This is a genomic window from Tardiphaga sp. GW821-FHT12E02 (assembly GCF_058807155.1).
Genome location: NZ_JBXAQK010000001.1, coordinates 514,252 through 538,601 on the forward strand (window position 1 = coordinate 514,252; position 24,350 = coordinate 538,601).

General features: G+C 63.2%; 31 protein-coding genes. 12 read left to right on the plus strand and 19 right to left on the minus strand.

Annotated elements, in window-relative coordinates:
• Positions 1 to 41 precede the first annotated feature (41 nt).
• The 4 genes from AC1RQ5_RS02420 (at position 42) to AC1RQ5_RS02435 (ending at position 2,293) form a co-directional block, all read left to right on the plus strand.
• The gene (locus tag AC1RQ5_RS02420) at positions 42 to 332 is read left to right on the plus strand and encodes a hypothetical protein (protein ID WP_493196966.1); all 291 of its coding nucleotides are present in this window, start codon (positions 42 to 44) and stop codon (positions 330 to 332) included.
• A 225-nt stretch (positions 333 to 557) separates the two neighbouring features.
• The gene (locus tag AC1RQ5_RS02425; RefSeq protein ID WP_398480250.1) at positions 558 to 854 is read left to right on the plus strand and encodes a hypothetical protein; all 297 of its coding nucleotides are present in this window, start codon (positions 558 to 560) and stop codon (positions 852 to 854) included.
• Between the two features lie 129 nt (positions 855 to 983).
• Positions 984 to 1,409, plus strand: a complete 426-nt coding sequence (locus AC1RQ5_RS02430) for a hypothetical protein (RefSeq protein WP_398480248.1) — start codon at positions 984 to 986, stop codon at positions 1,407 to 1,409.
• A gap of 203 nt (positions 1,410 to 1,612) precedes the next feature.
• A complete protein-coding gene (locus AC1RQ5_RS02435; RefSeq protein ID WP_493196967.1) occupies positions 1,613 to 2,293 on the plus strand; it encodes a hypothetical protein in 681 nt (226 codons plus the stop codon).
• 100 nt (positions 2,294 to 2,393) lie between these two features.
• On the opposite strand, the gene AC1RQ5_RS02440 is transcribed toward AC1RQ5_RS02435, so the two are convergent.
• Positions 2,394 to 3,563: a winged helix-turn-helix domain-containing protein gene (locus tag AC1RQ5_RS02440; RefSeq protein ID WP_493196968.1), complete on the minus strand. Its 1,170-nt coding sequence runs from the start codon at positions 3,561 to 3,563 to the stop codon at positions 2,394 to 2,396.
• Here AC1RQ5_RS02440 and AC1RQ5_RS02445 point away from each other — a divergent pair.
• Positions 3,532 to 3,879, plus strand: a complete 348-nt coding sequence (locus AC1RQ5_RS02445) for a hypothetical protein (protein WP_493203599.1) — start codon at positions 3,532 to 3,534, stop codon at positions 3,877 to 3,879. The genes AC1RQ5_RS02440 and AC1RQ5_RS02445 overlap by 32 nt on opposite strands.
• A gap of 132 nt (positions 3,880 to 4,011) precedes the next feature.
• On the opposite strand, the gene AC1RQ5_RS02450 is transcribed toward AC1RQ5_RS02445, so the two are convergent.
• The 5 genes from AC1RQ5_RS02450 to AC1RQ5_RS02470 all read right to left on the minus strand — a co-directional run bounded on the left by AC1RQ5_RS02450 (position 4,012) and on the right by AC1RQ5_RS02470 (position 8,053).
• The gene (locus AC1RQ5_RS02450) at positions 4,012 to 4,221 is read right to left on the minus strand and encodes a cold-shock protein (RefSeq protein WP_398480242.1); all 210 of its coding nucleotides are present in this window, start codon (positions 4,219 to 4,221) and stop codon (positions 4,012 to 4,014) included.
• A gap of 331 nt (positions 4,222 to 4,552) precedes the next feature.
• Entirely contained in the window at positions 4,553 to 5,965 is a 1,413-nt protein-coding gene (gene leuC, locus AC1RQ5_RS02455; RefSeq protein WP_493196969.1) for a 3-isopropylmalate dehydratase large subunit, read from the minus strand.
• A 361-nt stretch (positions 5,966 to 6,326) separates the two neighbouring features.
• Entirely contained in the window at positions 6,327 to 6,728 is a 402-nt protein-coding gene (gene rplS / locus AC1RQ5_RS02460; protein ID WP_398480317.1) for a 50S ribosomal protein L19, read from the minus strand.
• Between the two features lie 109 nt (positions 6,729 to 6,837).
• A complete protein-coding gene (trmD, locus tag AC1RQ5_RS02465; RefSeq protein WP_493196970.1) occupies positions 6,838 to 7,593 on the minus strand; it encodes a tRNA (guanosine(37)-N1)-methyltransferase TrmD in 756 nt (251 codons plus the stop codon).
• Between the two features lie 37 nt (positions 7,594 to 7,630).
• Positions 7,631 to 8,053, minus strand: a complete 423-nt coding sequence (locus AC1RQ5_RS02470) for a winged helix-turn-helix transcriptional regulator (protein ID WP_398482674.1) — start codon at positions 8,051 to 8,053, stop codon at positions 7,631 to 7,633.
• 131 nt (positions 8,054 to 8,184) lie between these two features.
• Here AC1RQ5_RS02470 and AC1RQ5_RS02475 point away from each other — a divergent pair, with 131 nt between their 5' ends.
• Positions 8,185 to 9,054, plus strand: coding sequence for an SDR family oxidoreductase (locus AC1RQ5_RS02475; protein WP_493196971.1), 870 nt, complete (start codon positions 8,185 to 8,187; stop codon positions 9,052 to 9,054).
• Between the two features lie 156 nt (positions 9,055 to 9,210).
• Here AC1RQ5_RS02475 and rimM read toward each other — a convergent pair whose 3' ends face one another.
• Genes rimM through ffh form a run of 3 tightly spaced genes read right to left on the minus strand, consistent with a single transcriptional unit; the run spans position 9,211 to position 11,633 of the window.
• Complete coding sequence (rimM, locus tag AC1RQ5_RS02480) at positions 9,211 to 9,741, minus strand: ribosome maturation factor RimM (RefSeq protein ID WP_398482678.1); 531 nt, start codon at positions 9,739 to 9,741, stop codon at positions 9,211 to 9,213.
• Between the two features lie 10 nt (positions 9,742 to 9,751).
• Complete coding sequence (gene rpsP / locus AC1RQ5_RS02485; protein ID WP_398482679.1) at positions 9,752 to 10,072, minus strand: 30S ribosomal protein S16; 321 nt, start codon at positions 10,070 to 10,072, stop codon at positions 9,752 to 9,754.
• Positions 10,073 to 10,115: 43 nt separating this feature from the next.
• Complete coding sequence (gene ffh, locus AC1RQ5_RS02490) at positions 10,116 to 11,633, minus strand: signal recognition particle protein (RefSeq protein ID WP_398482681.1); 1,518 nt, start codon at positions 11,631 to 11,633, stop codon at positions 10,116 to 10,118.
• 256 nt (positions 11,634 to 11,889) lie between these two features.
• Here ffh and AC1RQ5_RS02495 point away from each other — a divergent pair, with 256 nt between their 5' ends.
• The 3 genes from AC1RQ5_RS02495 to AC1RQ5_RS02505 are packed head-to-tail and all read left to right on the plus strand — an operon-like array spanning position 11,890 to position 13,616.
• Positions 11,890 to 12,135, plus strand: coding sequence for a type II toxin-antitoxin system Phd/YefM family antitoxin (locus AC1RQ5_RS02495; RefSeq protein ID WP_493196972.1), 246 nt, complete (start codon positions 11,890 to 11,892; stop codon positions 12,133 to 12,135).
• Positions 12,113 to 12,541, plus strand: coding sequence for a type II toxin-antitoxin system VapC family toxin (locus AC1RQ5_RS02500; protein WP_493196973.1), 429 nt, complete (start codon positions 12,113 to 12,115; stop codon positions 12,539 to 12,541). The genes AC1RQ5_RS02495 and AC1RQ5_RS02500 overlap by 23 nt, the downstream gene beginning before the upstream one ends.
• Before the next feature lie 13 nt (positions 12,542 to 12,554).
• Positions 12,555 to 13,616, plus strand: coding sequence for an MBL fold metallo-hydrolase (locus tag AC1RQ5_RS02505; protein ID WP_493196974.1), 1,062 nt, complete (start codon positions 12,555 to 12,557; stop codon positions 13,614 to 13,616).
• Between the two features lie 102 nt (positions 13,617 to 13,718).
• On the opposite strand, the gene AC1RQ5_RS02510 is transcribed toward AC1RQ5_RS02505, so the two are convergent.
• Entirely contained in the window at positions 13,719 to 14,429 is a 711-nt protein-coding gene (locus AC1RQ5_RS02510) for an SIMPL domain-containing protein (protein WP_493196975.1), read from the minus strand.
• A 53-nt stretch (positions 14,430 to 14,482) separates the two neighbouring features.
• On the minus strand, positions 14,483 to 15,262 hold the full coding sequence (locus tag AC1RQ5_RS02515) for a GyrI-like domain-containing protein (RefSeq protein ID WP_493196976.1): 780 nt from the start codon (positions 15,260 to 15,262) through the stop codon (positions 14,483 to 14,485).
• A 124-nt stretch (positions 15,263 to 15,386) separates the two neighbouring features.
• On the opposite strand from AC1RQ5_RS02515, the gene dapF reads away from it, so the two are divergent.
• Positions 15,387 to 16,250, plus strand: coding sequence for a diaminopimelate epimerase (gene dapF, locus AC1RQ5_RS02520; RefSeq protein ID WP_398482692.1), 864 nt, complete (start codon positions 15,387 to 15,389; stop codon positions 16,248 to 16,250).
• A 109-nt stretch (positions 16,251 to 16,359) separates the two neighbouring features.
• Here dapF and AC1RQ5_RS02525 read toward each other — a convergent pair whose 3' ends face one another.
• Together AC1RQ5_RS02525 and katG are read right to left on the minus strand one after the other, a co-directional pair.
• Positions 16,360 to 16,968 (minus strand): glutathione S-transferase family protein, encoded by a 609-nt coding sequence (locus tag AC1RQ5_RS02525; protein WP_493196977.1) that lies wholly within the window; start codon positions 16,966 to 16,968, stop codon positions 16,360 to 16,362.
• Positions 16,969 to 17,225: 257 nt separating this feature from the next.
• Positions 17,226 to 19,442 (minus strand): catalase/peroxidase HPI, encoded by a 2,217-nt coding sequence (gene katG / locus AC1RQ5_RS02530; RefSeq protein ID WP_493196978.1) that lies wholly within the window; start codon positions 19,440 to 19,442, stop codon positions 17,226 to 17,228.
• 29 nt (positions 19,443 to 19,471) lie between these two features.
• On the opposite strand from katG, the gene AC1RQ5_RS02535 reads away from it, so the two are divergent.
• Together AC1RQ5_RS02535 and AC1RQ5_RS02540 are read left to right on the plus strand one after the other, a co-directional pair.
• Positions 19,472 to 19,669 carry a hypothetical protein gene (locus AC1RQ5_RS02535; protein WP_493196979.1) on the plus strand — a complete coding sequence of 66 codons (198 nt, stop codon included), beginning with the start codon at positions 19,472 to 19,474 and terminating at the stop codon, positions 19,667 to 19,669.
• Positions 19,666 to 20,565, plus strand: a complete 900-nt coding sequence (locus AC1RQ5_RS02540) for a LysR substrate-binding domain-containing protein (RefSeq protein WP_398482700.1) — start codon at positions 19,666 to 19,668, stop codon at positions 20,563 to 20,565. The genes AC1RQ5_RS02535 and AC1RQ5_RS02540 overlap by 4 nt, the downstream gene beginning before the upstream one ends.
• Positions 20,566 to 20,673: 108 nt before the next feature.
• On the opposite strand, the gene AC1RQ5_RS02545 is transcribed toward AC1RQ5_RS02540, so the two are convergent.
• The 6 genes from AC1RQ5_RS02545 to ccmA all read right to left on the minus strand — a co-directional run bounded on the left by AC1RQ5_RS02545 (position 20,674) and on the right by ccmA (position 24,249).
• Positions 20,674 to 21,048 carry a ComEA family DNA-binding protein gene (locus AC1RQ5_RS02545; RefSeq protein WP_398482702.1) on the minus strand — a complete coding sequence of 125 codons (375 nt, stop codon included), beginning with the start codon at positions 21,046 to 21,048 and terminating at the stop codon, positions 20,674 to 20,676.
• 324 nt (positions 21,049 to 21,372) lie between these two features.
• Positions 21,373 to 21,957, minus strand: a complete 585-nt coding sequence (locus AC1RQ5_RS02550; protein ID WP_493196980.1) for a DsbE family thiol:disulfide interchange protein — start codon at positions 21,955 to 21,957, stop codon at positions 21,373 to 21,375.
• Positions 21,954 to 22,136, minus strand: a complete 183-nt coding sequence (gene ccmD / locus AC1RQ5_RS02555) for a heme exporter protein CcmD (protein WP_493196981.1) — start codon at positions 22,134 to 22,136, stop codon at positions 21,954 to 21,956. Before ccmD ends, AC1RQ5_RS02550 begins: the two co-directional genes overlap by 4 nt.
• Positions 22,133 to 22,870, minus strand: coding sequence for a heme ABC transporter permease (locus AC1RQ5_RS02560; protein WP_493196982.1), 738 nt, complete (start codon positions 22,868 to 22,870; stop codon positions 22,133 to 22,135). Before AC1RQ5_RS02560 ends, ccmD begins: the two co-directional genes overlap by 4 nt.
• A gap of 105 nt (positions 22,871 to 22,975) precedes the next feature.
• Complete coding sequence (gene ccmB, locus AC1RQ5_RS02565) at positions 22,976 to 23,650, minus strand: heme exporter protein CcmB (RefSeq protein WP_398482710.1); 675 nt, start codon at positions 23,648 to 23,650, stop codon at positions 22,976 to 22,978.
• Positions 23,647 to 24,249 (minus strand): heme ABC exporter ATP-binding protein CcmA, encoded by a 603-nt coding sequence (gene ccmA, locus AC1RQ5_RS02570; protein WP_493203261.1) that lies wholly within the window; start codon positions 24,247 to 24,249, stop codon positions 23,647 to 23,649. Before ccmA ends, ccmB begins: the two co-directional genes overlap by 4 nt.
• Positions 24,250 to 24,350: the final 101 nt, after the last annotated feature.

A 24,350-nucleotide genomic window follows, 5' to 3' on the forward strand; every position in this document is an offset into this window, starting at 1 on the left:
GGCGAGAAAACGACGGCAGTTTGGGGCGTAGCATGCGGATCATGACAGCAACTTTGGCAGTGGCGACACTGGCCCTCGGCAGCCTGTCGATGGACGGCGCCACAGCGCAGACCGCGCCGTCCGCCAAGCGCTCGACCGACATCTCGGCCCAAAGCAGCAACGCCCGCCCGCGCGTCCGCATCTATCGCGACGACGACACCCGCGGCGTCTATCCCCGCTACAATCCGGGCCCGAACGCCGTGCGCGATTGCACGGCCCAGCTCGTGCAGGAACATCGGCCGAGCGGTACCGTGATCGTGCCACGCACGAATTGCTACTGGCGCCGCGGCTGAGCGCAGACATCGCAGCTTCACGTCGCGCGCAGAACCACGCGCAACCATGCTTGTGCGCGCGCATTTCAATCCCTTCGTTCCCTATTCTGCGACCAAAAACCGTGCGGCATATCGCGCGGCTTATATTCATTTCGCGTTCACCTCCCGAGACTTAGCGTCATCACATGGGCAATGAACCCCATGCAGCGTGCACGTTCAGATGCCCGCGGAATCAGGAGAGAACACGTGAACTTGAAAAAGCTATTCGGCCTTGCCGCCATCGCAGGCCTGATGTTCGTGGCCGCGCCGGCGCAGCAGGCGAACGCGGTCTCGCTCAACAATCCGGGCGTTGCGGCCACGGTGCAGGGGGCCGGTGAAGGCCTGACCACCCAGGTGCAGTATCGTCACCATCATCGTCACGGCTATCGCCACCACCATGTGCGCCGTCACCATGGCTGGCATCGTCCGCACCATGTGCGCCGCCATCACGGCTGGCATCGTCCGCACTTCCATCATCATCGCCGCCACCACCACTGGCGCTAACGAGATCGCGCGATGTGGAGCCATTCCACATCGCGCATTTCACCGCGTCCCCTTGTCGCGGGAAATCGAAGCACTTTGAAACGTTATGCGATCAAGGCGACGACAAAAGAGACTTCAACGAGGACAATCATGAAGACATGGGTAGGCGCAGCTCTGATGGCTGCTACTGTGACACTCGGCGGTACATTCGCAGCAGCGCCTGCGCTGGCCGCAACGCCCGCGAAGGCTGCCGCACAGAACAAGGCGCCGCTGACGGACTTCAGCTCGCAGCATCGCCACTGGCACGGCCACCGCCATCATCACTTCGGCCACCGCCACTGGGGACACCATCGCCATTTCGGCCACCGGCATTATGGCTATCGCCCCTATTACGGACCGCGTTATGGCTACGGCTATCGGCCGGTCTATCGCTCTTATTACGGCCCGGCCTATTACGGCGGCGGCTATGGATATCGGCCTTATGGTTATCGCCCTTACGGCGCCTATGGCTATGGACCGGGCATCGGCTTCGGCGGCGGCCCGCTCAGCGTCGGCTTCTCGTTTGGCCGCTGGTAAGAACAGCATATCGCAAAGCGATCATCGCGGGCGCCTCACGGCGCCCGTTTCATTTTGACGCGTTCATTCATGGCGCGTTCAGATCACCGCTCCTAGTTTTCGTGCCAAGGGCACACCAGTCACGCACGGCCACCGCTCGCAGATCACGATCTGCGGCAACGCGTATCCGTGCGTCCGATGACACCTTCGGGAGGGTGATTTCGATGAAAACGGATCGCGTGTCTACAATCCGAAAAGTCGTGACGCGCTCGCTCGGCATCGTCGCGGCAGCGGGCGTGATGTTGTCGCTTGCGCCTGCCGCGCAAGCGCTATCGCTAAGCAATCCCGGCATGGCACCCGCCGCAAAACAGGCGCGCGACGCGCTCACCACCGAGGTCCAGCATCGCGGCCATGGCGGCGGCGGATTTCGCGGTGGCGGGGGTTTCCGCGGTGGTGGCGGAGGCTTTCATGGTGGAGGATTTCGCGGCGGCGGGCATGCATTCCACGGAGGCGGGTTTCGCGGCGGAGGCTTTCGCGCAGCCGCGCCGGCTTTCCGCGGCGGCGGCTTCCAGCATCGTCCCGCTTTCGCAGGCGGCGGGTTTCGACGCGGACCTGCATTTCACGGCGGCGGCATCCGCTATGGTGGACCGGCCTTCGCGCGCCGCGGCTTTTACGCCCCGGCCTATTATGGCCATCGCCGTCACGTCCATCGCCATCGTTACTTCGCGCCGCGCTACTATGGCTATGCCGGACCCCGCTACTATTCGTATGGTCCGCGCTATTACGGCCCTCGCCGTTTCTGCCGCGTGATCTGGACCTATTACGGCCCGCGAAAGATCTGCCGCTATCGCCCGTGGCATCATCGCCACTGGCATCATCGGCGGCACTTCAATGTGTATTGGTGAGCTGGACCCGTAGGGCGGATGAGCGAAGCGTCATCCGCCGGCCAGGCGCGCAGTTGAAACTCCGCGGCGGATGACGCCTTCGGCTCATCCGCCTTCCTCACTACAGGTCGAGCTGAAATGCCTCGAAGCGATGCAGCTCTTCCTCGATGCGCCGCTTCCATTCTTTTCGCGGCGCTTTCCTTTCCGCGCCCTCGCCCACCCAGCTCCACTGCTGCATCAGCAGTTTCTTATTCTGCCGATCGGTCTTGAGATCGATGGCCGCGACGATCTTGTCGTCCACCAGGACCGGCAACGCAAAATAACCGAGCTTGCGTTTGTCCTTCGGCACATAGGCCTCGAAGCGATGATCATGGCCGAATACGAGATGTGCGCGCTTGCGCTGAATGATCAGCGGGTCAAATGGCGATAACAGATGCACGAGACCATGCGGCGCGGTCTCGCTTGCTTCGATGCTATCAGGCGTCGCCCAATGCTCCTGCTTGCCGGCGCCTTCAAGTGCGACCGGCATCAACTCCCTGCGCTTGATGCGCGCCTCGATGATCTTTCGCACACCGGCCTTGCTCGGCGCATCGAGATGACAGATCGAATCGAGACTGACGATGCCTTGCGACCGCAGCGCCCGATCGAGCAGATAGGCGAAGCCCTCGTTACCCGTTGCAGCCTTTGGCAAATTCTTCAAATCAAAATGGCGCAGCAGGAGATCATACGTCTTCAGCATGCCCCTGCGTTCGGAGACCGTGAGATGGCCCTCAAAGAACGCCAGTTGCAGCGCGCGCTTCGACGGCTTGCGGCTGGCCCATTCATGATCCTTCTCGCGCAGAACATCGTCATCGATGTCGCGAATCGATAGCGGCCCTGATTTCGCCAGCCGCATCACCTTGCGCTTGTCTGCCGGCGTCACGGTTGCGCACCAGCCATGACCATTGGCGCGATAATATTTCATGTCCGGCACGAAGAAGCGCAGATCGGCGGCTGGCACGTAAGCCAGCGCGTGGGTCCAGTATTCGAACACGCTCTTGTCGATGGACTGCGCCTGCATCAGATCGCTGCGTTTGTAGTTCGGGATCCGCGCAAACAGGATGTGATGATGACTGCGCTCGATGACATTGATGGTGTCGATCTGCACATAGCCGAGATGCTGAACGGCCCGCGCGACCGCATCAGCGCCCTCACCGAACGGCGCGCGCTCATCCAGCCGCTGCGCCCGCAGCCAGACGCGGCGGGCGTGGGTCTGGTCCATGGCGATCGGCTGGGTGGGTGAGCGCGGCATTTGCAAAGCGTGTGGTGGCGATGAACGCTGCGCGTTCCTATATGGAACCAAGAGCAGCGTCTCGAGCAGGAAGGGTTCGACCTTGAACAAACCAGAGTCCGCCATCGAGACGCAACTCGAAAAGAGGGCGCGGGTCGCGCGCGAAGGCAAAGTGGCGATGGACGAGCATGCGGCACGCGTCGCCTTTGTCGCCAACAACACCGAAAAGCTGCGGGCCTTGCGGCTGGCCAAGGAGGCCGCCGATCGCGCCGAGGCGCTTGCCAATCCGCCACCGCCCAAGGTCAAACGCATACGCAAGGCGAAGACGGCGGCCTGATCGATGTCGCCGCGGACATTGCGGCGGCGACCTCAAGATTCATCCAGACATAAAAAAGCGCCCCGCCGTTTCCAGCGGGACGTTCCTCAGGCCTTCGTTTCAGTACATCCGTGAAACGCTTGCCGCGTCAGCTTATGCCAGCGAGAGATTCTCAGCGCTGACCTTGCCACGCATCTTGTCGGTCTTCAGCTCGAAATTGACCTGCTGGCCTTCATTCAGGCCGCTGAGGCCTGCACGCTCGACGGCGCTGATGTGAACGAACACATCCTTGCTGCCATCGCTCGGCTGAATGAAACCAAAGCCCTTGTCGCTGTTGAACCACTTCACGGTACCGGTCGCCATAACACTTCTCCAAGAAACAATCGGCCGATTTGTGTGCATCAACGCGATGCCGGCTACGACTGTGTGTTGTTCCACACGACCTCCGTGCGGAACTATCCAATCTCAGCGAAGTCTTGGGCGAAGGGCTGCTTGTGCAGCTATCGGCGAAGTCAGAGCCGTCAAATCGAATATGTGGGCACCATAGAGCAATCCACGGGAAATACAAGCGCCGCGCTAGCTGCCATGGAATGTTCGCACATGGGTTGTTTTCGTGGCAACACGCATCACTATCGTGTCAACGAAAACGGCCCGTCGAAGCGGGCCGTTTTGTTAGTTCATGCTGCGGTGGCTATTAATGCCACTCGCGGATATCGACGAAGTGGCCCGCGATCGCTGCTGCTGCGGCCATGGCCGGCGACACCAGATGGGTGCGGCCCTTGTGGCCCTGGCGACCTTCGAAATTGCGGTTCGAGGTGGCGGCGCAGCGCTCTTCAGGACGCAGCTTGTCCGGATTCATTGCCAGGCACATGGAGCAGCCGGGCTCACGCCATTCGAAGCCAGCCTTGATGAAGATCTTGTCGAGACCTTCGGCTTCCGCCTGCTCCTTCACCAGACCCGAGCCCGGCACGATCATGCCCGACACATTGCCATTGATGGTTTTGCCCTCGATCATCTTCGCGGCGGCGCGCATGTCCTCGATGCGGCCATTGGTGCAGGAGCCGATGAAGACGCGGTCGATCTTGATGTCGGTGATTTTCGTGCCGGCGGTCAGGCCCATATAGGCCAGCGCGCGCTCCTTGGAGAGACGCTTGGCTTCATCGGCAATGTCAGCCGGGTCCGGCACCTTGCCAGCGATCGAGATGACGTCCTCAGGCGAGGTGCCCCAGGTGACGATCGGCGGCAGTTTGGCGGCGTCGAGACGGATCTCGTGATCGAAATGCGCGCCTTCGTCGGTGCGCAGCGTATTCCAATAGGCCACGGCCTTGTCCCACAACTCGCCCTTCGGCGACATCGGGCGGCCCTTCAGGAATTCATACGCCACTTCGTCCGGCGCGATCAGGCCGGCGCGGGCGCCACCTTCGATGGACATGTTGCAGACCGTCATGCGGCCTTCCATCGACAGCGAACGGATCGCCTCGCCGGCATATTCCAGCACATAGCCGGTGCCGCCGGCGGTGCCGATCTCGCCGATGATCGCCAGGATGATGTCCTTGGCGGTGACACCGTCCGGCAGCTTGCCGTCGACGACGGCGCGCATGTTTTTTGCTTTCTTCTGGATCAGCGTCTGCGTCGCCAGAACGTGCTCGACCTCCGACGTACCGATACCATGCGCGAGCGCACCGAAGGCGCCATGCGTCGATGTGTGACTATCGCCGCAAACCACCGTGGTGCCGGGCAGCGTAAAGCCCTGCTCGGGGCCGATGACATGGACGATGCCCTGGCGCTTGTCGAACTCGTTGTAATATTCGATGCCGAATTCGCGGACGTTTTCCGCCAGGGTACGGATCTGCTCGGCGCTTTCCGGATCGGGATTGGGCTGGGTGCGATCGGTGGTCGGCACGTTGTGATCGACGACGGCAAGCGTCTTCGACGGCGCATGCACCTTGCGGCCGGCGGCGCGCAGGCCTTCGAAGGCCTGCGGCGATGTCACTTCATGCACCAGATGGCGATCGATATAGAGCAGGCAGGTGCCGTCATCGGCTTGCTCGACGACGTGGTCGTCCCAGATCTTGTCGTACAAAGTGGTCGGCTTGGATGTTGTCATTTTGATTGAGCCTGACTTGGAAATTTCGGACCAGTCGCGCGCTGCTGAATGATGTGCCGCTTGGGCGGCGCAAGGCGTGCAACTGAAAGCAAACGGCTTAACGCGTGAGATTGCTCACGCGCTTCTAAGCGCACCCACGATCGAGGTCGTGAAGCGACCAAAGAAACGACCGGGCAAGCGGCTGTGATCGTCGATGACGATGCGCAAGGCGTGCTGGTGCAGGTCTAGAAACATTCCAGTCATATAGCATCGAGAAAACGCAACGCCAATGCGACAGAGGTATGCCGCATCAGCACAACAAAAAAGCGCGGCTTGCGCCGCGCTTTTCCGAAATCCTGAAATCTTCGCGCGAAGCGACAGATTACTCGGCGGCGGCAGCTGCCGCGACCTTCTTGGCCGGGCGCTCGGTCTTCTTCTCGGTGATGCGGGCCGACTTGCCGCGCAGATCGCGCAGGTAATACAGCTTGGCGCGACGCACCTTGCCGCGGCGCACGACCTTGATCGAGTCGATCATCGGGGAGAGCAGCGGGAACACGCGCTCGACACCCTCGCCATACGAAATCTTGCGCACGGTGAAGCTCTCATTGATGCCACCGCCGTTACGGCCGATGCAGACGCCTTCATAGGCCTGCACGCGGGAACGCTCGCCTTCGACAACCTTCACGTTGACGATGACGGTGTCGCCCGGACCGAATTCCGGAATCGACTTGGTTGCGGAAAGGCGATCGAACTGCTCTTTTTCGAGCGTCTGAATGATGTTCATCGAAATCTCCATCGGCGGCGCGCCCAGACGTCGGCGCGGGCTGCGCTCGAAACTCTTACCCTGCCAGTGCACGGATGTGGCGCTGCTCTACAGCAAAGCAAAGCGGTTGTCACCCGTCCGTCGTGAATTTTGGCGATTTTCGCTTCCTGCCTGATTCTGGGGCCTTCGGACGCGCTGCCCACAGATCGGGCCGCCGTTTTTCGGTCAGTGCCTCGGATTCGGCGAGCCGCCAGGCGGCAACCTTGGCATGGTCGCCTGACAGCAGGATATCCGGAATGGGCTGACCCTCGAACACCTGCGGACGGGTATATTGAGGGTACTCCAGTAGGCCATGGGAGAAACTCTCGTCGGAACCGGACTCGAGCTTGCCCATCACCCCCGGCAGCAGCCGCACGCAAGCATCGATCAACGTCAAAGCCGCGATTTCACCGCCAGACAGCACGTAATCGCCGATCGAGACTTCCTCAAGCTCACGGGCGTCGATGACGCGTTGGTCGATCCCCTCGAACCGGCCACAAACGATCAGCGGCCCCGGCCCGGCAGCCAGCTCCGCCACCCGCGCCTGGGTCAATGGCCGACCGCGCGGGCTCATCATCAGCCTGGGGCGCTCTTGCGCGGCATCCACCGCATCGATGGCCGCAGCCAGCACATCCGCGCGCAGCACCATGCCCGGCCCGCCGCCAGCCGGCGTATCATCGACGCTGCGATGCCTGCCTGTTGCTGATGCGCGGATGTCCCGCGCCTCCAGCGACCACAGGCCAGAGGCGAGCGCGCGGCCGGCGAGGCTCAAGCCGAGCGGCCCCGGAAACATCTCGGGAAAGAGCGTCAGAACGGTCGCGCACCATGGTGTCGAAATAGCAGTCATGGCTCTCCATCGCGCGTTGTGCACGGGGCGTCAAACATCAAGCCGCCGACATCTGCTCGCTGGTGTCGCCGGCATCGAAGGCAGCGCGCGACGCCTTGATCTCGGCAAAGCTTCGTTCGGCCCAATCGATCAAGGTCGCCAGCGGCGCCATCGCAGAATGGCCAAGCGGCGACAGGCGATATTCGACCGCGGGCGGCTTGGTGGGAAACACGTGGCGGGTGATCAGCCCGTCGCGCTGCAGGTCTCGCAAGGACTGCGTCAGCATGCGCTTGGAAATATCCGGCACGGCGCGGTGCAGCTCGCTGAAGCGGCGCGGCTTGGCCGCCAGCGCCACCAGCAGGAGCGAGGTCCATTTATCGCCGATACGATCCAGCACATTACGAACCGGGCAGGCTTCGGCATCAAAACCTTGCGCCTGCCATTCCTCGAAGCGGGTCGCCAGAGAAGCATCATGGGGCATCGGCGGGTTCCTTTCGGCAGAAGCAGGGCACTTCAAAGTAACCTGGCGAGAAAAACCTGCCTCCTTACGGAAACGACAGGCAGTCTCTATTCAAGACCAGTCATCAATTAGAGACCTTACAGGATCCTGCCATGTCGAACCACCGTATTCTCGTCACCGCCGCCGGCGGCCAGCTCGGCCGCCTTACCATCGATGCGCTGCTGAAGCTGGTGCCGGCCAGCCAGATCGTCGCCGGCCTGCGCGATCCCGCCAAGGGCACCGACCTCGCCGCCAAGGGCGTGACCGTGGTCGCGGCCGATTACAGCAAGCCGGAGACGCTGGACACAGCCTTCAAGGGTATCGACCGGTTGTTGCTGATCTCCTCGAACGAGCTGGGCCAGCGCGCCACGCAGCACAACAATGCGATCACCGCGGCCAAGAAGGCCGGTATCAAGCTGATCGCCTATACCAGCGTGCTACATGCCGACAAGTCGCCGCTGGGGCTTGCCGAAGAACATCGCCAGACCGAGGCGGCGCTGCGCGCCTCCGGCGTTCCCTTCGTGCTGTTGCGCAATGGCTGGTACACCGAGAATTACGCGGCTTCGATCCCGGCGGCGCTGGCACATGACGCGCTGATCGGCAGCGCCGGCGAGGGACGCATTTCGTCCGCCGCACGTGCCGACTATGCCGACGCAGCGGCGATTGTACTCACTGCGACCGGGGATCAATCCGGCAAGGTCTATGAACTCGCGGGCGATGATTTCTATACGCTGGCAGGCTTCGCTGCGGAGATCACCAAACAGTCGGGCAAGACGGTGCCGTTCGTGAACATGCCGGAAGCCGATTTCAAGGGCGCGCTGCTCGGCGCGGGCCTGCCCGAAGGGCTCGCCGAATTGCTGGCGAATTCGGACGCGGCTGCGGCCAAGGACGCGCTGTTCGACGACAGCCGCACGCTGAGCAAGCTGCTCGGACGACCGACGGCGCCGTTTGCGGAGACGATCAAGGCTGCGCTGAAAGTGTAGGTTTGGGCGCTCGCCAGAAATACGGCCAGATCTTCTTGCCCTTTGGGGAGAAGGCTAGGCAGAGGGGCGCCACAAGCTCGATCGGAGTGTGTGGCTCCCCTCTCCCGCCGCAAAGATGCGGCGACCTCTCCTCGTTGGGGAGAGGTGAAGAAAGCTTCAGCTATCCGCCGCGTCCGGCCCGTCGCCGACGATCTCGCCGGGCATTTCGATCACGACCTTGCCGCCCGCGATATCCACGGTCGGCACGACGGCATCGGTGAACGGCAGCAGCAGCGTCGGCCCCGAGGGCGGCGCGATCTCGATGATGTCGCCGGCACCGAAATCATGCATGGCAACCACACGGCCGATCGCCTCGCCCGCGGCATTTACCGCAGCGAGTCCGATCAGGTCGGCGTGGTAATATTCACCATCTTCGGTGTCAGGCAGCGCATCGCGCGCAATATAGAGTTCGACGCCATTGAGGCGGGCGGCGGCATCGCGGTCGGCGACGCCTTTCAGCGTCGCCACCAGATGGCCCTTGGCCTCACGCACATTGTCGATCTCGATGGTCCGCTTGCCGTCCTTGGTGGCAAGCGGCCCGTAGTCGAGCACGGCATAGGGATCTTCGGTGAAGGTCCACAGCCGGACCTGACCGCGCACCCCATGCGGCGCGCCGATGCGCGCGACGCAGATTTGCGCGGTGGTCATGCTCGCTTACTTACTTGGCTTCCGCAGCCTTGCGCTCCTTGCGCGGCACGGCCTTCTCGGGATTGTTGCGGGCTTCGCGCTTCTGGACGCCGGCGGCATCGAGGAAACGGGCCACGCGGTCCGACGGCTGCGCGCCCTTGGCGAGCCAAGCCTTGACCTTCTCGAGGTCGAGCTTGAGGCGCAGCTCGTTGTCCTTGGCGAGCAGCGGGTTGAAGTAGCCGAGACGCTCGATGAAGCGGCCATCGCGCGGGAAGCGCGAATCGGCGACGACGACGTGATAGACGGGACGCTTCTTGGTGCCTGCGCGGGCGAGGCGGATAACGACGGACATGAGTAGCTCCTAGATATTCGTTCGAATGAGATTTGAGAGTTCGTTATTTCTTTTTCCCGAAACCGGGAAAGCCGCCGAGACCCGGCAGCGTTGGTTTGCCCAGACCTTGCAGGCCCGGGAAATTCTTTGGCAGTTCAGGCAATGCGCCCGGCCCCTGCGGCAGCTTCTCGGCCATCGCCTTGACCTGCTCGGGCGACGGCATGCCGCCACCACCACCGAAGCCCATGGCCTGGGCGAGGCCGGCCATCGGGCCGCGCTTGCCGGAGCCCATGGCCTTCATCATGTCGGCCATGTTCCGGTGCATCTTCAGCACCTTGTTGACTTCCTCGACCTTGAGGCCCGCGCCCGCAGCGATGCGCTTCTTGCGGCTGGCCTTGAGGATGTCGGGCGACTTGCGCTCCTGACGCGTCATCGAATCGATGACGGCGATCTGGCGCTTGACGATCTTGTCGTCGAGACCGGCGGCGGCGATCTGGTTCTTCATCTTGGCGATGCCGGGCATCATGCCCATGAGACCAGATAGACCGCCCATATTGGTCATCTGGATGAGCTGCTCGCGCATGTCGTTGAGGTCGAACTGACCTTTGCGCATGCGCTCGGCGGTGCGCGCTGCCTTCTCGGCATCGATGCTGGCGGCGGCCTTCTCGACCAGCGACACGACGTCGCCCATGCCGAGGATGCGGCCTGCGATGCGGCTCGGATGGAAATCTTCCAGCGCATCGGTCTTTTCACCGGTACCGATCAGCTTGATCGGCTTGCCGGTGACGGCGCGCATCGACAGCGCGGCGCCACCGCGGCCGTCGCCGTCCACGCGGGTCAGCACGATGCCGGTGAGGCCGACGCGCTCATTGAAGGAGCGCGCGAGATTGACGGCGTCCTGGCCGGTCAGCGAGTCCGCGACCAGCAGCACTTCATGCGGATTGGCGGTCGACTTGATGGTCGCCGCTTCCTGCATCATGTCTTCGTCGAGCGTGGTGCGGCCGGCGGTGTCGAGCAGCACGACGTCGTAACCGCCGAACTTCGCAGCTTCGATCGCCCGCTTGGCGATGTCCGCAGGCTTCTGGCCAGCGACGATCGGCAGCGTCGGCACATCGAGATCGCGGCCAAGCACCGCGAGCTGCTCCATGGCGGCCGGGCGATAGACGTCGAGCGAAGCCATCAGCACCTTGCGCTTGTCGCGCTGGGTGAGGCGGCGGGCGAGCTTTGCGGTGGTGGTGGTCTTACCGGAGCCCTGCAGACCGACCATCATGATGGCGACCGGCGGGACCGCGTTGAAATCGAGACCGCCCTCACCGTCGTCGCCGAGCGTCTTGACCAGCTCGTCATGAACGATCTTGACGACCATCTGGCCGGGCTTGACCGACTTGACGATGGTGGCGCCAACGGCCTGTTCGCGGACACGATCGGTGAAGGAGCGGACGACTTCGAGCGCGACGTCGGCCTCGAGCAGCGCCCGGCGCACTTCGCGCATGGCGGAATCGACATCGGCCTCCGACAGCGCACCGCGCCCGGTGAGCTTATCGAGAATTCCGCCAAGCCGTTCCGACAGATTGTCGAACATCGCGTACCGCTTCCCAATGCCATTTCTGATCAAATGGCGACGAACAAAACACTTTCGCGCCCGAGGGCGCATCGCGCTGTCGGGCGTTGACCTCCGGTCTCTGGGACCGGTCGGCGGGTCGAAAAGAAGACTTTCCGAGAATGTGGCGGGTTTAATGACGGGGAATGGCCGGGAAGTCAATCTCCGGGGAGGGAACCTGAGCGTGTGGAACGGCCGAAAAGGTGTTATAATGCGTGTATCACGGGGTTACGGCGCCATGAAATATGTCAGTCTTGCAGATGCCCGAGCCAATATGGCCGCCTTGCTTGACGAGGTCGAGCGGGGAGAGACGGTAGCTATCAACCGCGAGGGTCGATCTCTCGACACGAGCGATAACTGGGATGAGGCACGTCGAGAGCGAGCCCGAGAAGCGGTTGAGCAGCTTCGCGAAATGAGGAAGACCGCGCCGCGAGCGACAGTAGAAGAAATTCTCCAGTGGCGTGACGAAGGGCGGCGTTACTGACATGCCATTCGTCTTGGACGCCTCGGTCGCACTCGGCTGGTGTTTCCCGGACGAACGGCAGGATTTGATCCGCCGCGTCGAGGATATGCTGGAAAGCGATCAAGCCTATGTCCCTTTGATCTGGTGGTTCGAGATCCGGCAGGCCGCACTTATGGGTTTGCGACGCCAGCGCGTATCCCTCGAGAGGGTATTCGATTTCCTCGCCGTCGTGAAAAGAACCGAAGTCGTCGTTGCGCCGCTTCCCGTGTCGAGCGTTGTGTTCGAACTTGCCCGCCGACACCAGCTCTCCTTTTACGACGCCGCCTATCTCGAACTCGCCCATCGAGAGAGCCTCGCCCTCGCCACCCTCGATCACGCTTTGGTGCGTGCCGCCGCGGCCGAAGATGTGGCACTGATCGCTGCGTGATACACGGCCCGCCATGACTATCTCCCGCCGCAAGCTTCTCGCCTCCATCGGCGCCGTCACCGCCACGGCTGGTGTTTCGGCTTTCTGGATTTCCCGCATGCCCAATTACACCGGCCCGGCCTCCGATCACTTCGACGGCAAGGTCTTTTTCGATCCCGACGGCGTGCCACCGAAGTCGCTGGGCGAGGTGCTGCGCTGGCAGTTCGGCGGCGGCCGCAAGCGGGAGGTGTGGCCGGACTGGGTGGACAACGAATTTGCCGATACGCCACCGGCCAAAGTCGAGAGCGGCGTGCGGATCGCTTATGTCGGACATGCCTCCTGGCTGATCCAGACGGCGGGGATCAACATCCTGTTCGATCCGGTGTGGTCGGAGCGCGTGTCTCCTTTCTCCTTTGCGGGGCCACAGCGCCACAATGCGCCGGGCATCGCCTTCGATAAACTGCCGAAGATCGATGTCGTATTGGTCTCGCACGGGCATTACGACCATCTCGATCTTCCGACGCTGTCGAAGCTGCAGGCTGCGTTCGCACCGCGGGTGATCACGCCGCTCGGCAATGACGTCACGATGACAAGCGGCGACAGCGCCATCAAGGCCGAGGCCTATGACTGGGCCGATCGCGTCGAACTCGGCAACGGACTTGCCGTGACGCTGGTGCCGACGCGGCACTGGACCGCGCGCGGGCTATGGGATCGCAACCGGTGCCTATGGGCGAGCTTCGTGATCGAGACGCCGGCAGGCAAACTCTACATCGTCGGCGACAGCGGCTATGGCGATGGCGGACACTTCCGCCGCGTGCGCGAGGCGCATGGCGAGATCCGGCTCGCGATCCTGCCGATCGGCGCCTATGAGCCGCGCTGGTTCATGAAGGACCAGCACATGAATCCGGAAGATGCAGTGAAGGCGCTGAATGACTGCGGCGCGCAACAGGCGCTGGCGAGTCATCACTCGACGTTCCAGCTGACGGATGAGGCGATCGACGGGCCGGTGAAGGGGCTTGCAGAAGCGCTGGTGGCGGCGGAGATGCCGAAGGATAAGTTCGTGGCGCTGAAGCCAGGGCAGGTGTTCGAGATTTAACCCGTCATTGCGAGCGAAGCGACGCAATCCAGAACGCAACAAGGCTGGATTGCTTCGTCGCTACGCTTCTCGCAATGACGGAGTGTTGCTGCTGACGGAGCCTTACTGCTTCGGCTTGATGTCCCAGCTCACGCTGACATTCACCCGCAAGACTTCCTCGCCCTGTGCCACGGGTGCCGATGCGAAATCGGCAGCGGCCTTGCGCAGCATCATGGGCGCCGGCGGCGGGTTGGCGCCGTCTTCTGAAATGCTGATCGGCGCGCCCAGCGTGACACCCGCGGCTTTCGCATAGAGCTCGGCCTTGCGGCGTGCATCGGCGACCGCCTGGGTACGCGCTTCATCGAGCAGTTCGGACGCCTTGGTGACGATAAAATTGATGCCGCCGACTTCATTGGCGCCCGACGACACCAGCGTGTCGATGGTGCCAGCGACCTTGGTCACGTCACGCACGCGGATGGTCACGCGATTGCTGGCGCGATAGCCGGTGACGACGTTCGGTCCGGGATTGGGCCGCTGCTGCTGCGCATATTGCGGAAACAGCGACAGCCGCGACGTCTGCAGGTCCTTCTCCGCGATACCAGCGGCCTTCAGCGCGGCCAGCACCTTGGCCATGGCAGCGTTGTTCGCATCGGACGCTTCACGCGCCGTCTTGGCATCGCTGGTGACGCCGCCATCGACGAGCGCGAGATCCGGCGGCACCGAGATGGTGCCTTCACCGGACACGGTGATCATGGGTGGGGTCGGCGCCTGCGCGAATGCAGGTGTGGCGACGAGGGCGATGCCGAGAGCGGCAAGTGTCAGATAATTTTTCATGCTGGGTTTGTCGGAACCGTCCAAGGCTTCTTTATGGCCAGACTAGCGCCCGATCATTTCAGCGGTACGAACACGTTGATGACCAGCTTGTCTTCCGCGGTCTTCAGCGGATCGGTCATGTATTCCTCGATGAACGTGTCTTTCGCTTCCAGCTTCTTGTCGTCGAGGTGATTGGTGATCGCCTCATAGGTGTTGTCCATATTGTCGTAGGACCCGCGATGGACGAATTTCAGCGCCTTGCCTTCCGGCGACTTGCCCATGCTCATGCCCTTCGGCAGGTTCTTCAGCTCCTGATCGACCGGCATTTCGGCAAAGAAGGTGAAGCCGGTGTCGTCGGTGGAGGTGTAGACGATCAGCGGATTGCCCGATGACTTGACCTTCTGCTTGTCGAGGAAAGTCGTCAGCTGCTTGAACGCATCCATCAGCGTGTCGAAGGCGGAATCCCAGTTGGCCTTGCCGGTGAATGTCAGCACCTGCCGGGATGTCAGCGTATTCTCCTCGCCGAACGGATCGGCAGTCTGAACCGGAGCTGGCGTCGCCGCAGCAGCCGGGGGAGCCGGCGTGGCTGGCGTTGCGGGGGCAGCCGGCGTTGCCGGTGCCTCTGCGGCAGCGGGCGGCGTCGCGGGCGCGGCAGGAGCCGCTGGCGTTGCCGGTGCAGCGGGAGCGGCCGGGGTCGGCGCCGGGGCTGACGGCGTGGGTGTCGTCTCGGCGGGCTTCGTCTCCGCAGGCGGTGTGGCGGGAGGCGACTGCGCCCAGCTTGCTGCGTTCAGCGACAGCGCGGCAGCCGAGGTCAGCGCGGCGGCAGTGGCGAAGCGGGACAGGGAGCGGAACATGCGGGAAGTCTCCAATGGCAGCCGGCACGGCGAATAGATACCGATGGTACCATGCGTCGCCAATGGCCGCACTGGCCATTGCAGCCCGTCTCGCCATATAAAGCAGGCAACATCAGGACAAGACATGAGCGCGCTGGCCAACCACTCCTTCGCCAAGATGAACGGCATCGGCAACGAGATCGTCGTGATCGACATGCGGGACACCGCAGCCCCGATCACCCCGGCCGACGCGCGCGCCGTGGCCGGCCCAGCCGGCATCGCCTATGACCAGCTGATGGTGCTGACCAAGCCGCGCCTGCCCGGCACCGAGGCCTTCGTCTCCATCTACAACAATGACGGCTCGGAAGCCGGCGCCTGCGGCAACGGCATGCGCTGCGTGGCGCGACAGACTTTTGCGGATAGCGACAAGACCGGCCTCACCTTCGAAACCCGTGCCGGGCTGATCAATTGCTGGCGCGGGACGGATGGCGAGACCTTCACCGTCGACATGGGCATCCCGAAGTTCGGCTGGCAGGACATTCCGCTGGCCGAGGAATTTCGCGACACCCGCGGCATCGAGCTGCAGATCGGCCCGATCGACGCACCGATCCTGCACACGCCGTCGGTGGCCAGCATGGGCAATCCACATGCGATCTTCTGGGTCGATGACATCCAGGCCTACGACCTCGCACGCTTCGGGCCGTTGCTGGAGAATCACCCGATCTTCCCGGAGCGCGCCAATATCACTCTCGCCCATATCGTGGACCGCGAGCATATCGTGATGCGGACCTGGGAACGCGGCGCCGGCCTCACCAAGGCCTGCGGCACCGCCGCCTGCGCCACCGCCGTCTCCGCCGCCCGCTTGCGCCGCACCGAGCGCAAGGTGCATATGACCCTGCCCGGCGGCGAACTCGTGATCGACTGGCGCGAAGGCGACGATCACGTGCTCATGACCGGCGGCGCGACGTTCGAATATGACGGCACGTTCGATCCGGCGCTGTTCGCTTGAGAGCGCTCTTTTTAGGGTGCGCAAAGCGCAGCGTGCCCACCAATTCAGGTTCGGTGTAAGAGGTGGGCACGCTCCGCTTTGCCCACCCTGCAGGTCACGTCATCCGACATCAGTCCAGCTTCTCGCCCGACGCATATTCCTCGGCGCGCTTGAAGGCCGGACGCGCGGCGCAGCGATCGAGATAACGGTCGAAGGCCGGGCGTGACGGCACCATCTTGAACAGGCGGATCGCAAAGTTCAGGCCGGAACCGATGGCGATATCGGCCGCCGAAAACTGCTCGCCGAGAATCCACGGACCTTCTTCGAGGGCGGCTTCAAGCACGTCGAACACCCGCTGCGAATCGCCCCAGCCGGCAGCAACCGTGCTCATTTCCATCTTGGTCGCGATCTGCGCGATCGCCGGCTCGATGCAGCTCGGCGCGAAGAACAGCCAATAGAGGAATTTGGCGCGGTGCGAATCGCCGAGCGGCGGCGCCAGCTTTGCGTCGGGATAGCGCTCGGCAACGTAAGCACAGATCGCAGCCGCTTCCGCCATGGTGGCCTCGCCATCCTGCAGCGCGGGCACCTTGCCCATCGGATTCACTTCGAGGAATTCCAGCGTGCGCTGCGAGCCCTTCTGGATGTCGATCAGCACGCGGTCATAGGGAACACCGGTCTCTTCCATCAGCCACAGCGCAGTGAACGATCGCGAACGCGGCGACCAGTAGAGTTTCATCATCGGAGACCTCCCGTTTTTGAGACGATTGTTCTGGGGGGATTCGATGACGGGTGCAAGACGGGGCAGCGAACAGTGTCCCTCATGGTGAGGAGGCGCCGCTTCGGCGCCGTCTCGAACCATGAGATGGCCGGGCGCCGGAGCATGCCGCCATCCTTCGAGACGCGCGCGTTGCGCGCTCCTCAGGATGAGGTCGGAGCAGAAGAAAAGCCCCCGCGACATGATCGCGAGGGCTTCGTTGTTAGCTCAGTGCTGACCGCTTATTCAGCGGCCTGCAGCATCGGCTTTTCCGCGACGTCGTAACGGTCGGCGTTCATCACCTTGGTCCATGCCTTGACGAAGTCCTTTGCGAACTTCTGCTTGGCATCGGAGGTCGCATAGACTTCGGCGAGCGCGCGGAGTTGCGAATGCGCGCCGAAGATCAGATCGACGCGGGTCGCGGTCCACTTGGCGGCCCCGGTCTTGCGATCGCGGCCCTCATGCACGCCGTCGGCGTTCGGCGACGACCACACGGTGCCCATGTCGAGCAGGTTGACGAAGAAGTCGTTCGTCAGCGTGCCGACCTTGTCGGTGAAGACGCCATGCTTGCTGTCGCCGGCATTGGCACCGAGGACACGCAGGCCACCGACCAGAACCGTCAGTTCCGGCGCCGTCAGCTTCAACAACTGCGCACGATCGACCAGCGCTTCTTCCGGGATCATGAACTGATGCACGCCGCGGATATAGTTGCGGAAGCCATCGGCACGCGGCTGCAGCGGCCCGAACGATTCCACATCGGTCTGCTCTTGCGAGGCATCCGTGCGGCCGGGCGTGAATGGCACCGTCACGGTGACGCCGGCATCCTTGGCCGCCTTCTCGACGGCGGCGCTGCCACCGAGAACGATCAGATCGGCGATCGAAACCTTCTTGCCGAACTCCTTCTGGATCGTCTCCAGCTTGCCGAGCACGGTCTGGAGCTGGTCGGGCTGGTTAACCTCCCAGTCCTTCTGCGGGGCTAGACGGATACGCGCACCATTGGCGCCGCCGCGCTTGTCGGAACCACGGAAGGTGGACGCCGAACTCCAGGCGGTGGAAACGAGCTGCGACACCGTGAGGCCGGAGGCGAGGATCTTCGCCTTCAGGTCCGCGATGTCCTTGTCACCGATCACTTCGTGATCGAGCGCAGGCACGCGGTCCTGCCAGATCAGCTCTTCCTTCGGCACCAGCGGGCCGAGATAGCGCTGGATCGGGCCCATATCGCGGTGGGTGAGCTTGAACCAGGCACGCGCGAAAGCATCCGCGAACTCATCGGGATTCTCGTAGAAGCGGCGCGAGATCTTCTCATAGGCCGGGTCGGTCTTCAGCGCGATATCCGAGGTCAGCATCGACGGCACATGGCGCTTCGACTTGTCATGGGCATCCGGCACGCTGTTGGCACCGGCACCATTCTTCGGAATCCACTGATGCGCGCCGCCGGGGCTCTTGGTGAGCTCCCAGTCGTAGCCGAACAGATTCCAGAAGAAGTTGTTGCTCCACTTGGTCGGCGTCGAGGTCCAGATCACTTCGAGGCCGCTGCCGATGGCGTCGGCGCCGATGCCGGTGCCATGCTTGCTCTTCCAGCCGAGGCCCTGGTCCTCGATGGCCGAGCCTTCGGGATCGACGCCCACCAGCGACGGATCGCCGGCGCCGTGGGTCTTGCCGAAGGTGTGGCCGCCGGCAATCAGCGCCACGGTCTCTTCGTCATTCATCGCCATGCGGCTGAAGGTTTCGCGGATGTCCTTGGCCGAGGCCATCGGGTCGGGATTGCCGTTCGGGCCTTCCGGATTGACGTAGATGAGGCCCATCTGCACGGCGCCGAGCGGCTCGGCGAGTTCGCGCTCGCCGCTATAGCGTTCGTCGCCCAGCCAGGTGCCTTCCGGACCCCAATAGAGTTCTTCCGGCTCCCAGGTGTCGGCACGGCCGCCGGCGAAGCCGAAGGTCTTAAAGCCCATGGATTCCAGCGCGACGTTGCCGGTGAGGATGTAGAGATCGGCCCAGGAGAGCTTCTGGCCGTATTTCTGCTTGATCGGCCACAACAGGCGGCGGGCCTTGTCGAGATTGACGTTGTCGGGCCACGAATTCAGCGGCGCGAAACGCTGCTGTCCGCCGCCGGCGCCGCCGCGACCGTCGGTGGTGCGATAGGTGCCGGCCGAGTGCCAGGCCATGCGGATGAAGAGCGGGCCGTAATGGCCGAAATCGGCCGGCCACCACTCCTGCGAGTCCGTCATCAGGGCCGTCAGGTCCTTGATCACGGCATTGAGGTCGAGGCTCGCGAATTCCTTGGCGTAGTCGAAATCCTTGCCGAGCGGATCGGCCGAGGGATGGATGGCGTGCAGCACGCCGATATCCAGATGCTCCGGCCACCAGTCACCATTGCGACGACCCTTGGGATTCGGGCCTTTGCCCGCGGCGCCATGACCCATCGGGCACTTGCCGGCTTCATCAGTCTTCGCACTCATGTTTCTCTCCTTGGCTTCGGAGAGCGGATTTGGGCGACACCGACAGCCGGATCGCCCCGCAAAACCGCTCAATCTTCCAAAAGCTGTATCTTTTCAATGGCCTGACGAATTCCGCGACAGGCGAGCCCATCATGGCGGATGTTCGTGACGAGAGATTGGAAGACTTCTTAGATCAGGTCCAGTCGAATTGTCTTAGCCCATCGATCAGTTTATCTGATGAGCCATGATCACCCTGCGCCAGCTTCGCTATCTCTCCGCCCTCGCCAAACACGGCCATTTCGGCCGCGCCGCCGATGCCTGCGCCGTGACCCAGCCAGCGCTGTCGATGCAGATCCGCGACCTCGAACGGACCTTGGGTGTGCAGGTCGTGGAGCGACGGCCGGGCGAGGTGATCCTCACCGATGTCGGCCGCGAGGTGGCGCGGCGCGGCGAGGACGTGCTGGCGGCCTCGCGCGATCTCGTCGATTTCGCGCGCCATCGCGGCGGCGTGCTGACGGGGCGGCTGACACTCGGCGTCATCCCCTCGCTGGCGCCTTATCTGTTGCCGCGGATTTTGCCGACACTGCAAAAGCAGTTTCCGGAATTGCGGCTGGAGTTGCGCGAGACCCAAACGCGGCAACTGATCGACGATGTAAAGAGCGGCACGCTGGATGCCGCGATGCTGGCACTGCCACTTGCCGAGACCGAGATCGAAACGCTGAAGCTGTTCGACGATACGTTCCTGCTGGCGGTGCCGGCCGACGATGCGCGGCCTCTCGAGCAGCGCATCAAGGCGTCGGAAATCGATCAGAGCCGGCTGATCCTGCTGGAAGACGGCCACTGCCTGCGCGACCAGGCGCTCGCCTTTTGCGCCACTGCGCGGGGCGGCATGACCGCAGCGGGCACGGCCTTTGCGGCATCAAGTCTATCAACGGTGATCCAGATGGTAGCGAGTGGCTATGGCGTGACGCTGATCCCGCAGATCGCCGCCGATGTGGAGCAGCGCGACACGCGCGTCAAATTCCTGCGTCTCGAAAATCCGCAGCCCGGCCGCACGATCGGACTGGCGTTCCGCAAGACGTCGCCGCGCAAGGCTGATTTCGCGGCGCTCGGCGATGCCGTGAAGGATTGTATGGCAGGGTAAAACTCACTGCCGTCATTGCGAGCGCAGCGAAGCAATCCAGTTCTTGCTTGTCGCTTCTGGATTGCTTCGTCGCCTTGCTCCTCGCAATGACGACCAAGCGTGAAGCGCTCAGCTCTTCTGCTTCGCGATCACCTTGTCCTTGATGCCGTCATAGGTCTTTTCCGGCACGATCTTCTTCTGCACGAGTTCGTCCTTGCCCTTATACGGCCGGCCTTTGACGATGGCTGCCGAATAGGCCTTGCCGATGCCCGGCAGTGCTTCGAGGGCTTCGGGAGTTGCAGAATTGAGATCGACGAGATCGGTCTTCGTGGACGCGGCACCGGTCGTTGCAGCGGGAGCTGCTGCCTTCGGCGCGGCGACGGGCGCCATCTTGTTGGTGGCTGCGGGAGCTGTCTGCGGCGCCTGCGCCATGGATGGCGATGCGGCGAGCATGCCAAGCGAGAGAGCGGCGGCAGTCAGAGTAGCAAGCTTGAGGTAGCGCATCGGTTTGTCCCTCCAGGACAGTTAAGTAACAAACCGATTGAGCTGCTCATTCATGGCGGCGCCGTGGCGCCAAAATGAACCGCAGATAAAAGCCGAAAATTATTTTTGATAGTAAACTCCAGCCCTCATGGTGAGGAGGCGCGCAGCGCCGTCTCGAACCATGAGTTGGCCTGACTCCGAGTTCGCGGCCATCCTTCGAGACGCCGCTGCGCGGCTCCTCAGGATGAGGGACGGAGAAGCGAGCTGGGATGACTGTTCCGAGCAAGTCCAGCCAAAAATACCCCATCGCTTTATGAGTCAGACTCCCAGGATGAGGACTGGGAGCTAACGACCCGCCTTCAGCGCCTTCTCGATCTCCGGCATCAGGACCTTCGCGAGATTGTCCTGATTGATGCCACCGACAAGCTTGTAGGCGATCCTGCCGTCGCGGCCGACGACGAAGGTTTCGGGGACGCCATAGACGCCCCATTCGATCGAGCCCCGGCCATTGCCATCGACGCCGACGATGCCGAACGGATTGCCATAGCGGCCGAGGAAGCGCCGGGCATTGTCGGCGGCATCCTTGTAGTTGATGCCGACCATCTGCAGCCGCGCATCCTTGCCGAGTTCGGTGAGGATCGGCGCCTCGTCATGACACGGCACGCACCACGACGCCCAGACATTGACGACGCTGACCTTGCCGATGAAAGCCGCGGGATCGAGGCCCGGGGTCGGCACGCCCTTCTCGTTGAGTCCCTGCAGCGCCGGCAATGCGGTCTGCGGCGCCTGCCGTCCGATCAGTGCCGACGGAAGCTTTGCCGGATCGGCACCCAGGCGAAACCAGAACAGGGCTGCAAGTGCCGCGAAGATCACCAGCGGCAGGGCCAGCACCCAGCGGCGCTTCGGGGCTGCGGTTGCGACGTCGCTCATTTCAGATCCGTGGCGCTACGGCCCGAGCGGCGCCCCACGCCGGCTTCCTCCAGCGCATGCAGGCGCGCGCGCACGCGCCGGTGATCCATGGCGATCCAGATGATGAGGATCAACACCACGGCGGCGACCAGCACGTAGGAGGTGATGATGAAGGAGGCGTAGGGACCGAGCGAGATCATGGCAGGGCCACCGGCTTCGAAGCTTGCAACATCTGCAGCGACCGCAGGCGGCGGCGCAGGATCTCGTTACGCATGGCGGCGAGATGCAGCGTGATGAACAGCAGCGAGAAGGCCACGGCCATGATCAGCAGCGGATACAGGAACGATTTGTCGAGGGCGGAGCCGCCCATGCGAATGACTGACGCTGGTTGATGCAGCGTATTCCACCAGTCGACCGAGAATTTGATGATCGGAATGTTGATGGCACCCACCAGCGTGAGGATGGCCGCAGCACGCGCCGCGCGCGACGGATCCTCGACGGCGCGCCACAGCGCGATCAGGCCGAGATACATCAGGAACAGGATCAGCACCGAGGTGAGCCGGGCATCCCATTCCCAATAGGTGCCCCACATCGGCCGTCCCCACAGCGAGCCGGTGACCAGCGCGAGGAAGGTGAAGGCTGCACCGATCGGCGCGGCCGCCTTGGCCGCCACATCGGCGAGCGGATGGCGCCACACCAGCGTGCCCAGCGACGCCACGCTCATGACGCCCCAGACGAACATCGCCAGCCAGGCATTCGGCACATGGATGAACATGATCTTGACGGTGGCGCCCTGCTGGTAGTCGTCGGGCGCCAGTGCGGCCTGATACAGGCCGACGATCAGCAGCACGGCGGTGAGCATCGCCAGCCACGGCAGAACGCGGGTGGCGAGGGACAGGAACCGGGTCGGATTGGCGAGTTCGGTCAGCGTCATACTGTTTCCACTAGTCGCGGGCGCGCTCGCGATCAATGCAACTTATTCTCATTCATTTGTCGTTGCCACGGATTGACGCCGATCAATCCCACGGATTGAGCCAGGTCAATCCATGCCGTGACGCAAGCTTGCTGCCGCGGCGAATGGTCCGATCACCAGAGACGCCAGCGAAATCGCACAGAGAATTGAAAACGGCGTTCCGAACGACATCGTGCCCTGCTCGACAATGGCGGCATTCGAGGCGGCCACGCCAAAAATCAGCACCGGAATCGAGAGCGGCAGCACCAGCACCGCCAGCAGCAGCCCGCCGCGCTGCAGCGTGACCGCCAATGCTGCGCCGATCATGCCCGTGAAGGTCAGCGCGGGGGTGCCGACCAGCAGCGTCAGCGCCACGGCGGCAGTGGCCGAGGCGTCGAGATTCAGCAGCAGGCCGAGCACCGGTGTGGCCACGACCAGCGGAACGCCGGCTGCGAGCCAATGGGCGAGCGCCTTGGCAGCGCAAGTGAATTCCAGCGGCGTCCGGCTCATCAGGATGAGGTCGAGCGAGCCGTCGTCGTGATCGGCCATGAACAGGCGATCAAGGGTGAGAAGGCTCGCCAGCAGCGCGCCGAGCCAGAGAATCGCGGGCCCGAGCCGGGCCAGCAGGTTGAGGTCGGGGCCAATGGCAAAGGGCATCAGCACGACGACGGTGAGGAAAAACAGCACGCCGATCAACGCACCACCGCCGACACGGAGGGCAATTTGAATGTCACGACGGATCAAAGAACCGAGAGCACTCACGCCACGCCCCCGATCCGCAACTCCCGCGCCGCGATCCCGAGCGGCGTATGCGTCGCGGCCATGATCAGGCCGCCAACGGCCAGATGTGCCGTCATCAGCCCCGCAAACACCTTCTGGCTGCCGGCATCGAGCGCCGATGTCGGCTCATCCAGCAGCCAGATCGGGCGTTTCACCGTCAGCAGCCGGGCGATCGACAGCCGGCGGCGCTGGCCGGCGGAGAGGAAGCCGGCCGGCAGGTGTGCGGCATGGCCGAGGCCGACGGCCTCCAGGCTCGCCGCGGGCTCTGCCGCCACCCCGCCCAGAAAATCCGCCCAGAACCCCAGGTTTTCCACGACGGTCAGAGCCGGTTTCATGGCGTCGCGGTGGCCGAGATAATGCGCCTGCTCGGCCACGCTCAGCTCGGAATCGCCGCCCGCCAGCGTCATCTGGCCGCCGGACGGCGCAATCAGCCCGGCAATCAGCCGCAACAGCGACGTCTTGCCGGCGCCATTGGGGCCGACGACCGCCACCGCCTCGCCCGACCTCACCTCGAAATCGAGACCTGCAAATACTTCGCGGCCAGCGCGTATGCATCGCAATTCATGGCCAGCCAGCCGCATCATCACCTGTCCACTATCCTCTGGTGTAGCTGCATATCCCTCCGCGTTGTTGCATCATTTCGCAGAGCTGCAAACGATTGCCGCAGTGGCAGATGTTCTAG

What these genes read in the sequence shown, in the direction of transcription:
- AC1RQ5_RS02470 (WP_398482674.1), bottom strand. Translation starts at nt 8,053, where the DNA reads ATGCCCCATGATGCTTCTCTGGCGACCCGCTTCGAGGAATGGCAGGCG.
- rplS (WP_398480317.1), bottom strand. Translation starts at nt 6,728, where the DNA reads ATGAACATCATTCAGACGCTCGAAAAAGAGCAGTTCGATCGCCTTTCC.
- leuC (WP_493196969.1), bottom strand. Translation starts at nt 5,965, where the DNA reads ATGACAACATCCAAGCCGACCACTTTGTACGACAAGATCTGGGACGAC.
- AC1RQ5_RS02560 (WP_493196982.1), bottom strand. Translation starts at nt 22,870, where the DNA reads ATGACGCTGACCGAACTCGCCAATCCGACCCGGTTCCTGTCCCTCGCC.
- AC1RQ5_RS02545 (WP_398482702.1), bottom strand. Translation starts at nt 21,048, where the DNA reads ATGCGCTACCTCAAGCTTGCTACTCTGACTGCCGCCGCTCTCTCGCTT.
- AC1RQ5_RS02430 (WP_398480248.1), top strand. Translation starts at nt 984, where the DNA reads ATGAAGACATGGGTAGGCGCAGCTCTGATGGCTGCTACTGTGACACTC.
- rpsP (WP_398482679.1), bottom strand. Translation starts at nt 10,072, where the DNA reads ATGTCCGTCGTTATCCGCCTCGCCCGCGCAGGCACCAAGAAGCGTCCC.
- AC1RQ5_RS02475 (WP_493196971.1), top strand. Translation starts at nt 8,185, where the DNA reads ATGTCGAACCACCGTATTCTCGTCACCGCCGCCGGCGGCCAGCTCGGC.
- AC1RQ5_RS02515 (WP_493196976.1), bottom strand. Translation starts at nt 15,262, where the DNA reads ATGTTCCGCTCCCTGTCCCGCTTCGCCACTGCCGCCGCGCTGACCTCG.
- AC1RQ5_RS02550 (WP_493196980.1), bottom strand. Translation starts at nt 21,957, where the DNA reads ATGAGCGACGTCGCAACCGCAGCCCCGAAGCGCCGCTGGGTGCTGGCC.
- AC1RQ5_RS02525 (WP_493196977.1), bottom strand. Translation starts at nt 16,968, where the DNA reads ATGATGAAACTCTACTGGTCGCCGCGTTCGCGATCGTTCACTGCGCTG.
- AC1RQ5_RS02540 (WP_398482700.1), top strand. Translation starts at nt 19,666, where the DNA reads ATGATCACCCTGCGCCAGCTTCGCTATCTCTCCGCCCTCGCCAAACAC.
- AC1RQ5_RS02505 (WP_493196974.1), top strand. Translation starts at nt 12,555, where the DNA reads ATGACTATCTCCCGCCGCAAGCTTCTCGCCTCCATCGGCGCCGTCACC.
- ccmA (WP_493203261.1), bottom strand. Translation starts at nt 24,249, where the DNA reads ATGCGGCTGGCTGGCCATGAATTGCGATGCATACGCGCTGGCCGCGAA.
- AC1RQ5_RS02440 (WP_493196968.1), bottom strand. Translation starts at nt 3,563, where the DNA reads ATGCCGCGCTCACCCACCCAGCCGATCGCCATGGACCAGACCCACGCC.
- AC1RQ5_RS02450 (WP_398480242.1), bottom strand. Translation starts at nt 4,221, where the DNA reads ATGGCGACCGGTACCGTGAAGTGGTTCAACAGCGACAAGGGCTTTGGT.
- ffh (WP_398482681.1), bottom strand. Translation starts at nt 11,633, where the DNA reads ATGTTCGACAATCTGTCGGAACGGCTTGGCGGAATTCTCGATAAGCTC.
- AC1RQ5_RS02445 (WP_493203599.1), top strand. Translation starts at nt 3,532, where the DNA reads ATGGCGATCGGCTGGGTGGGTGAGCGCGGCATTTGCAAAGCGTGTGGT.
- AC1RQ5_RS02495 (WP_493196972.1), top strand. Translation starts at nt 11,890, where the DNA reads ATGAAATATGTCAGTCTTGCAGATGCCCGAGCCAATATGGCCGCCTTG.
- dapF (WP_398482692.1), top strand. Translation starts at nt 15,387, where the DNA reads ATGAGCGCGCTGGCCAACCACTCCTTCGCCAAGATGAACGGCATCGGC.
- AC1RQ5_RS02420 (WP_493196966.1), top strand. Translation starts at nt 42, where the DNA reads ATGACAGCAACTTTGGCAGTGGCGACACTGGCCCTCGGCAGCCTGTCG.
- katG (WP_493196978.1), bottom strand. Translation starts at nt 19,442, where the DNA reads ATGAGTGCGAAGACTGATGAAGCCGGCAAGTGCCCGATGGGTCATGGC.
- ccmD (WP_493196981.1), bottom strand. Translation starts at nt 22,136, where the DNA reads ATGATCTCGCTCGGTCCCTACGCCTCCTTCATCATCACCTCCTACGTG.
- AC1RQ5_RS02510 (WP_493196975.1), bottom strand. Translation starts at nt 14,429, where the DNA reads ATGAAAAATTATCTGACACTTGCCGCTCTCGGCATCGCCCTCGTCGCC.
- trmD (WP_493196970.1), bottom strand. Translation starts at nt 7,593, where the DNA reads ATGACTGCTATTTCGACACCATGGTGCGCGACCGTTCTGACGCTCTTT.
- rimM (WP_398482678.1), bottom strand. Translation starts at nt 9,741, where the DNA reads ATGACCACCGCGCAAATCTGCGTCGCGCGCATCGGCGCGCCGCATGGG.
- AC1RQ5_RS02435 (WP_493196967.1), top strand. Translation starts at nt 1,613, where the DNA reads ATGAAAACGGATCGCGTGTCTACAATCCGAAAAGTCGTGACGCGCTCG.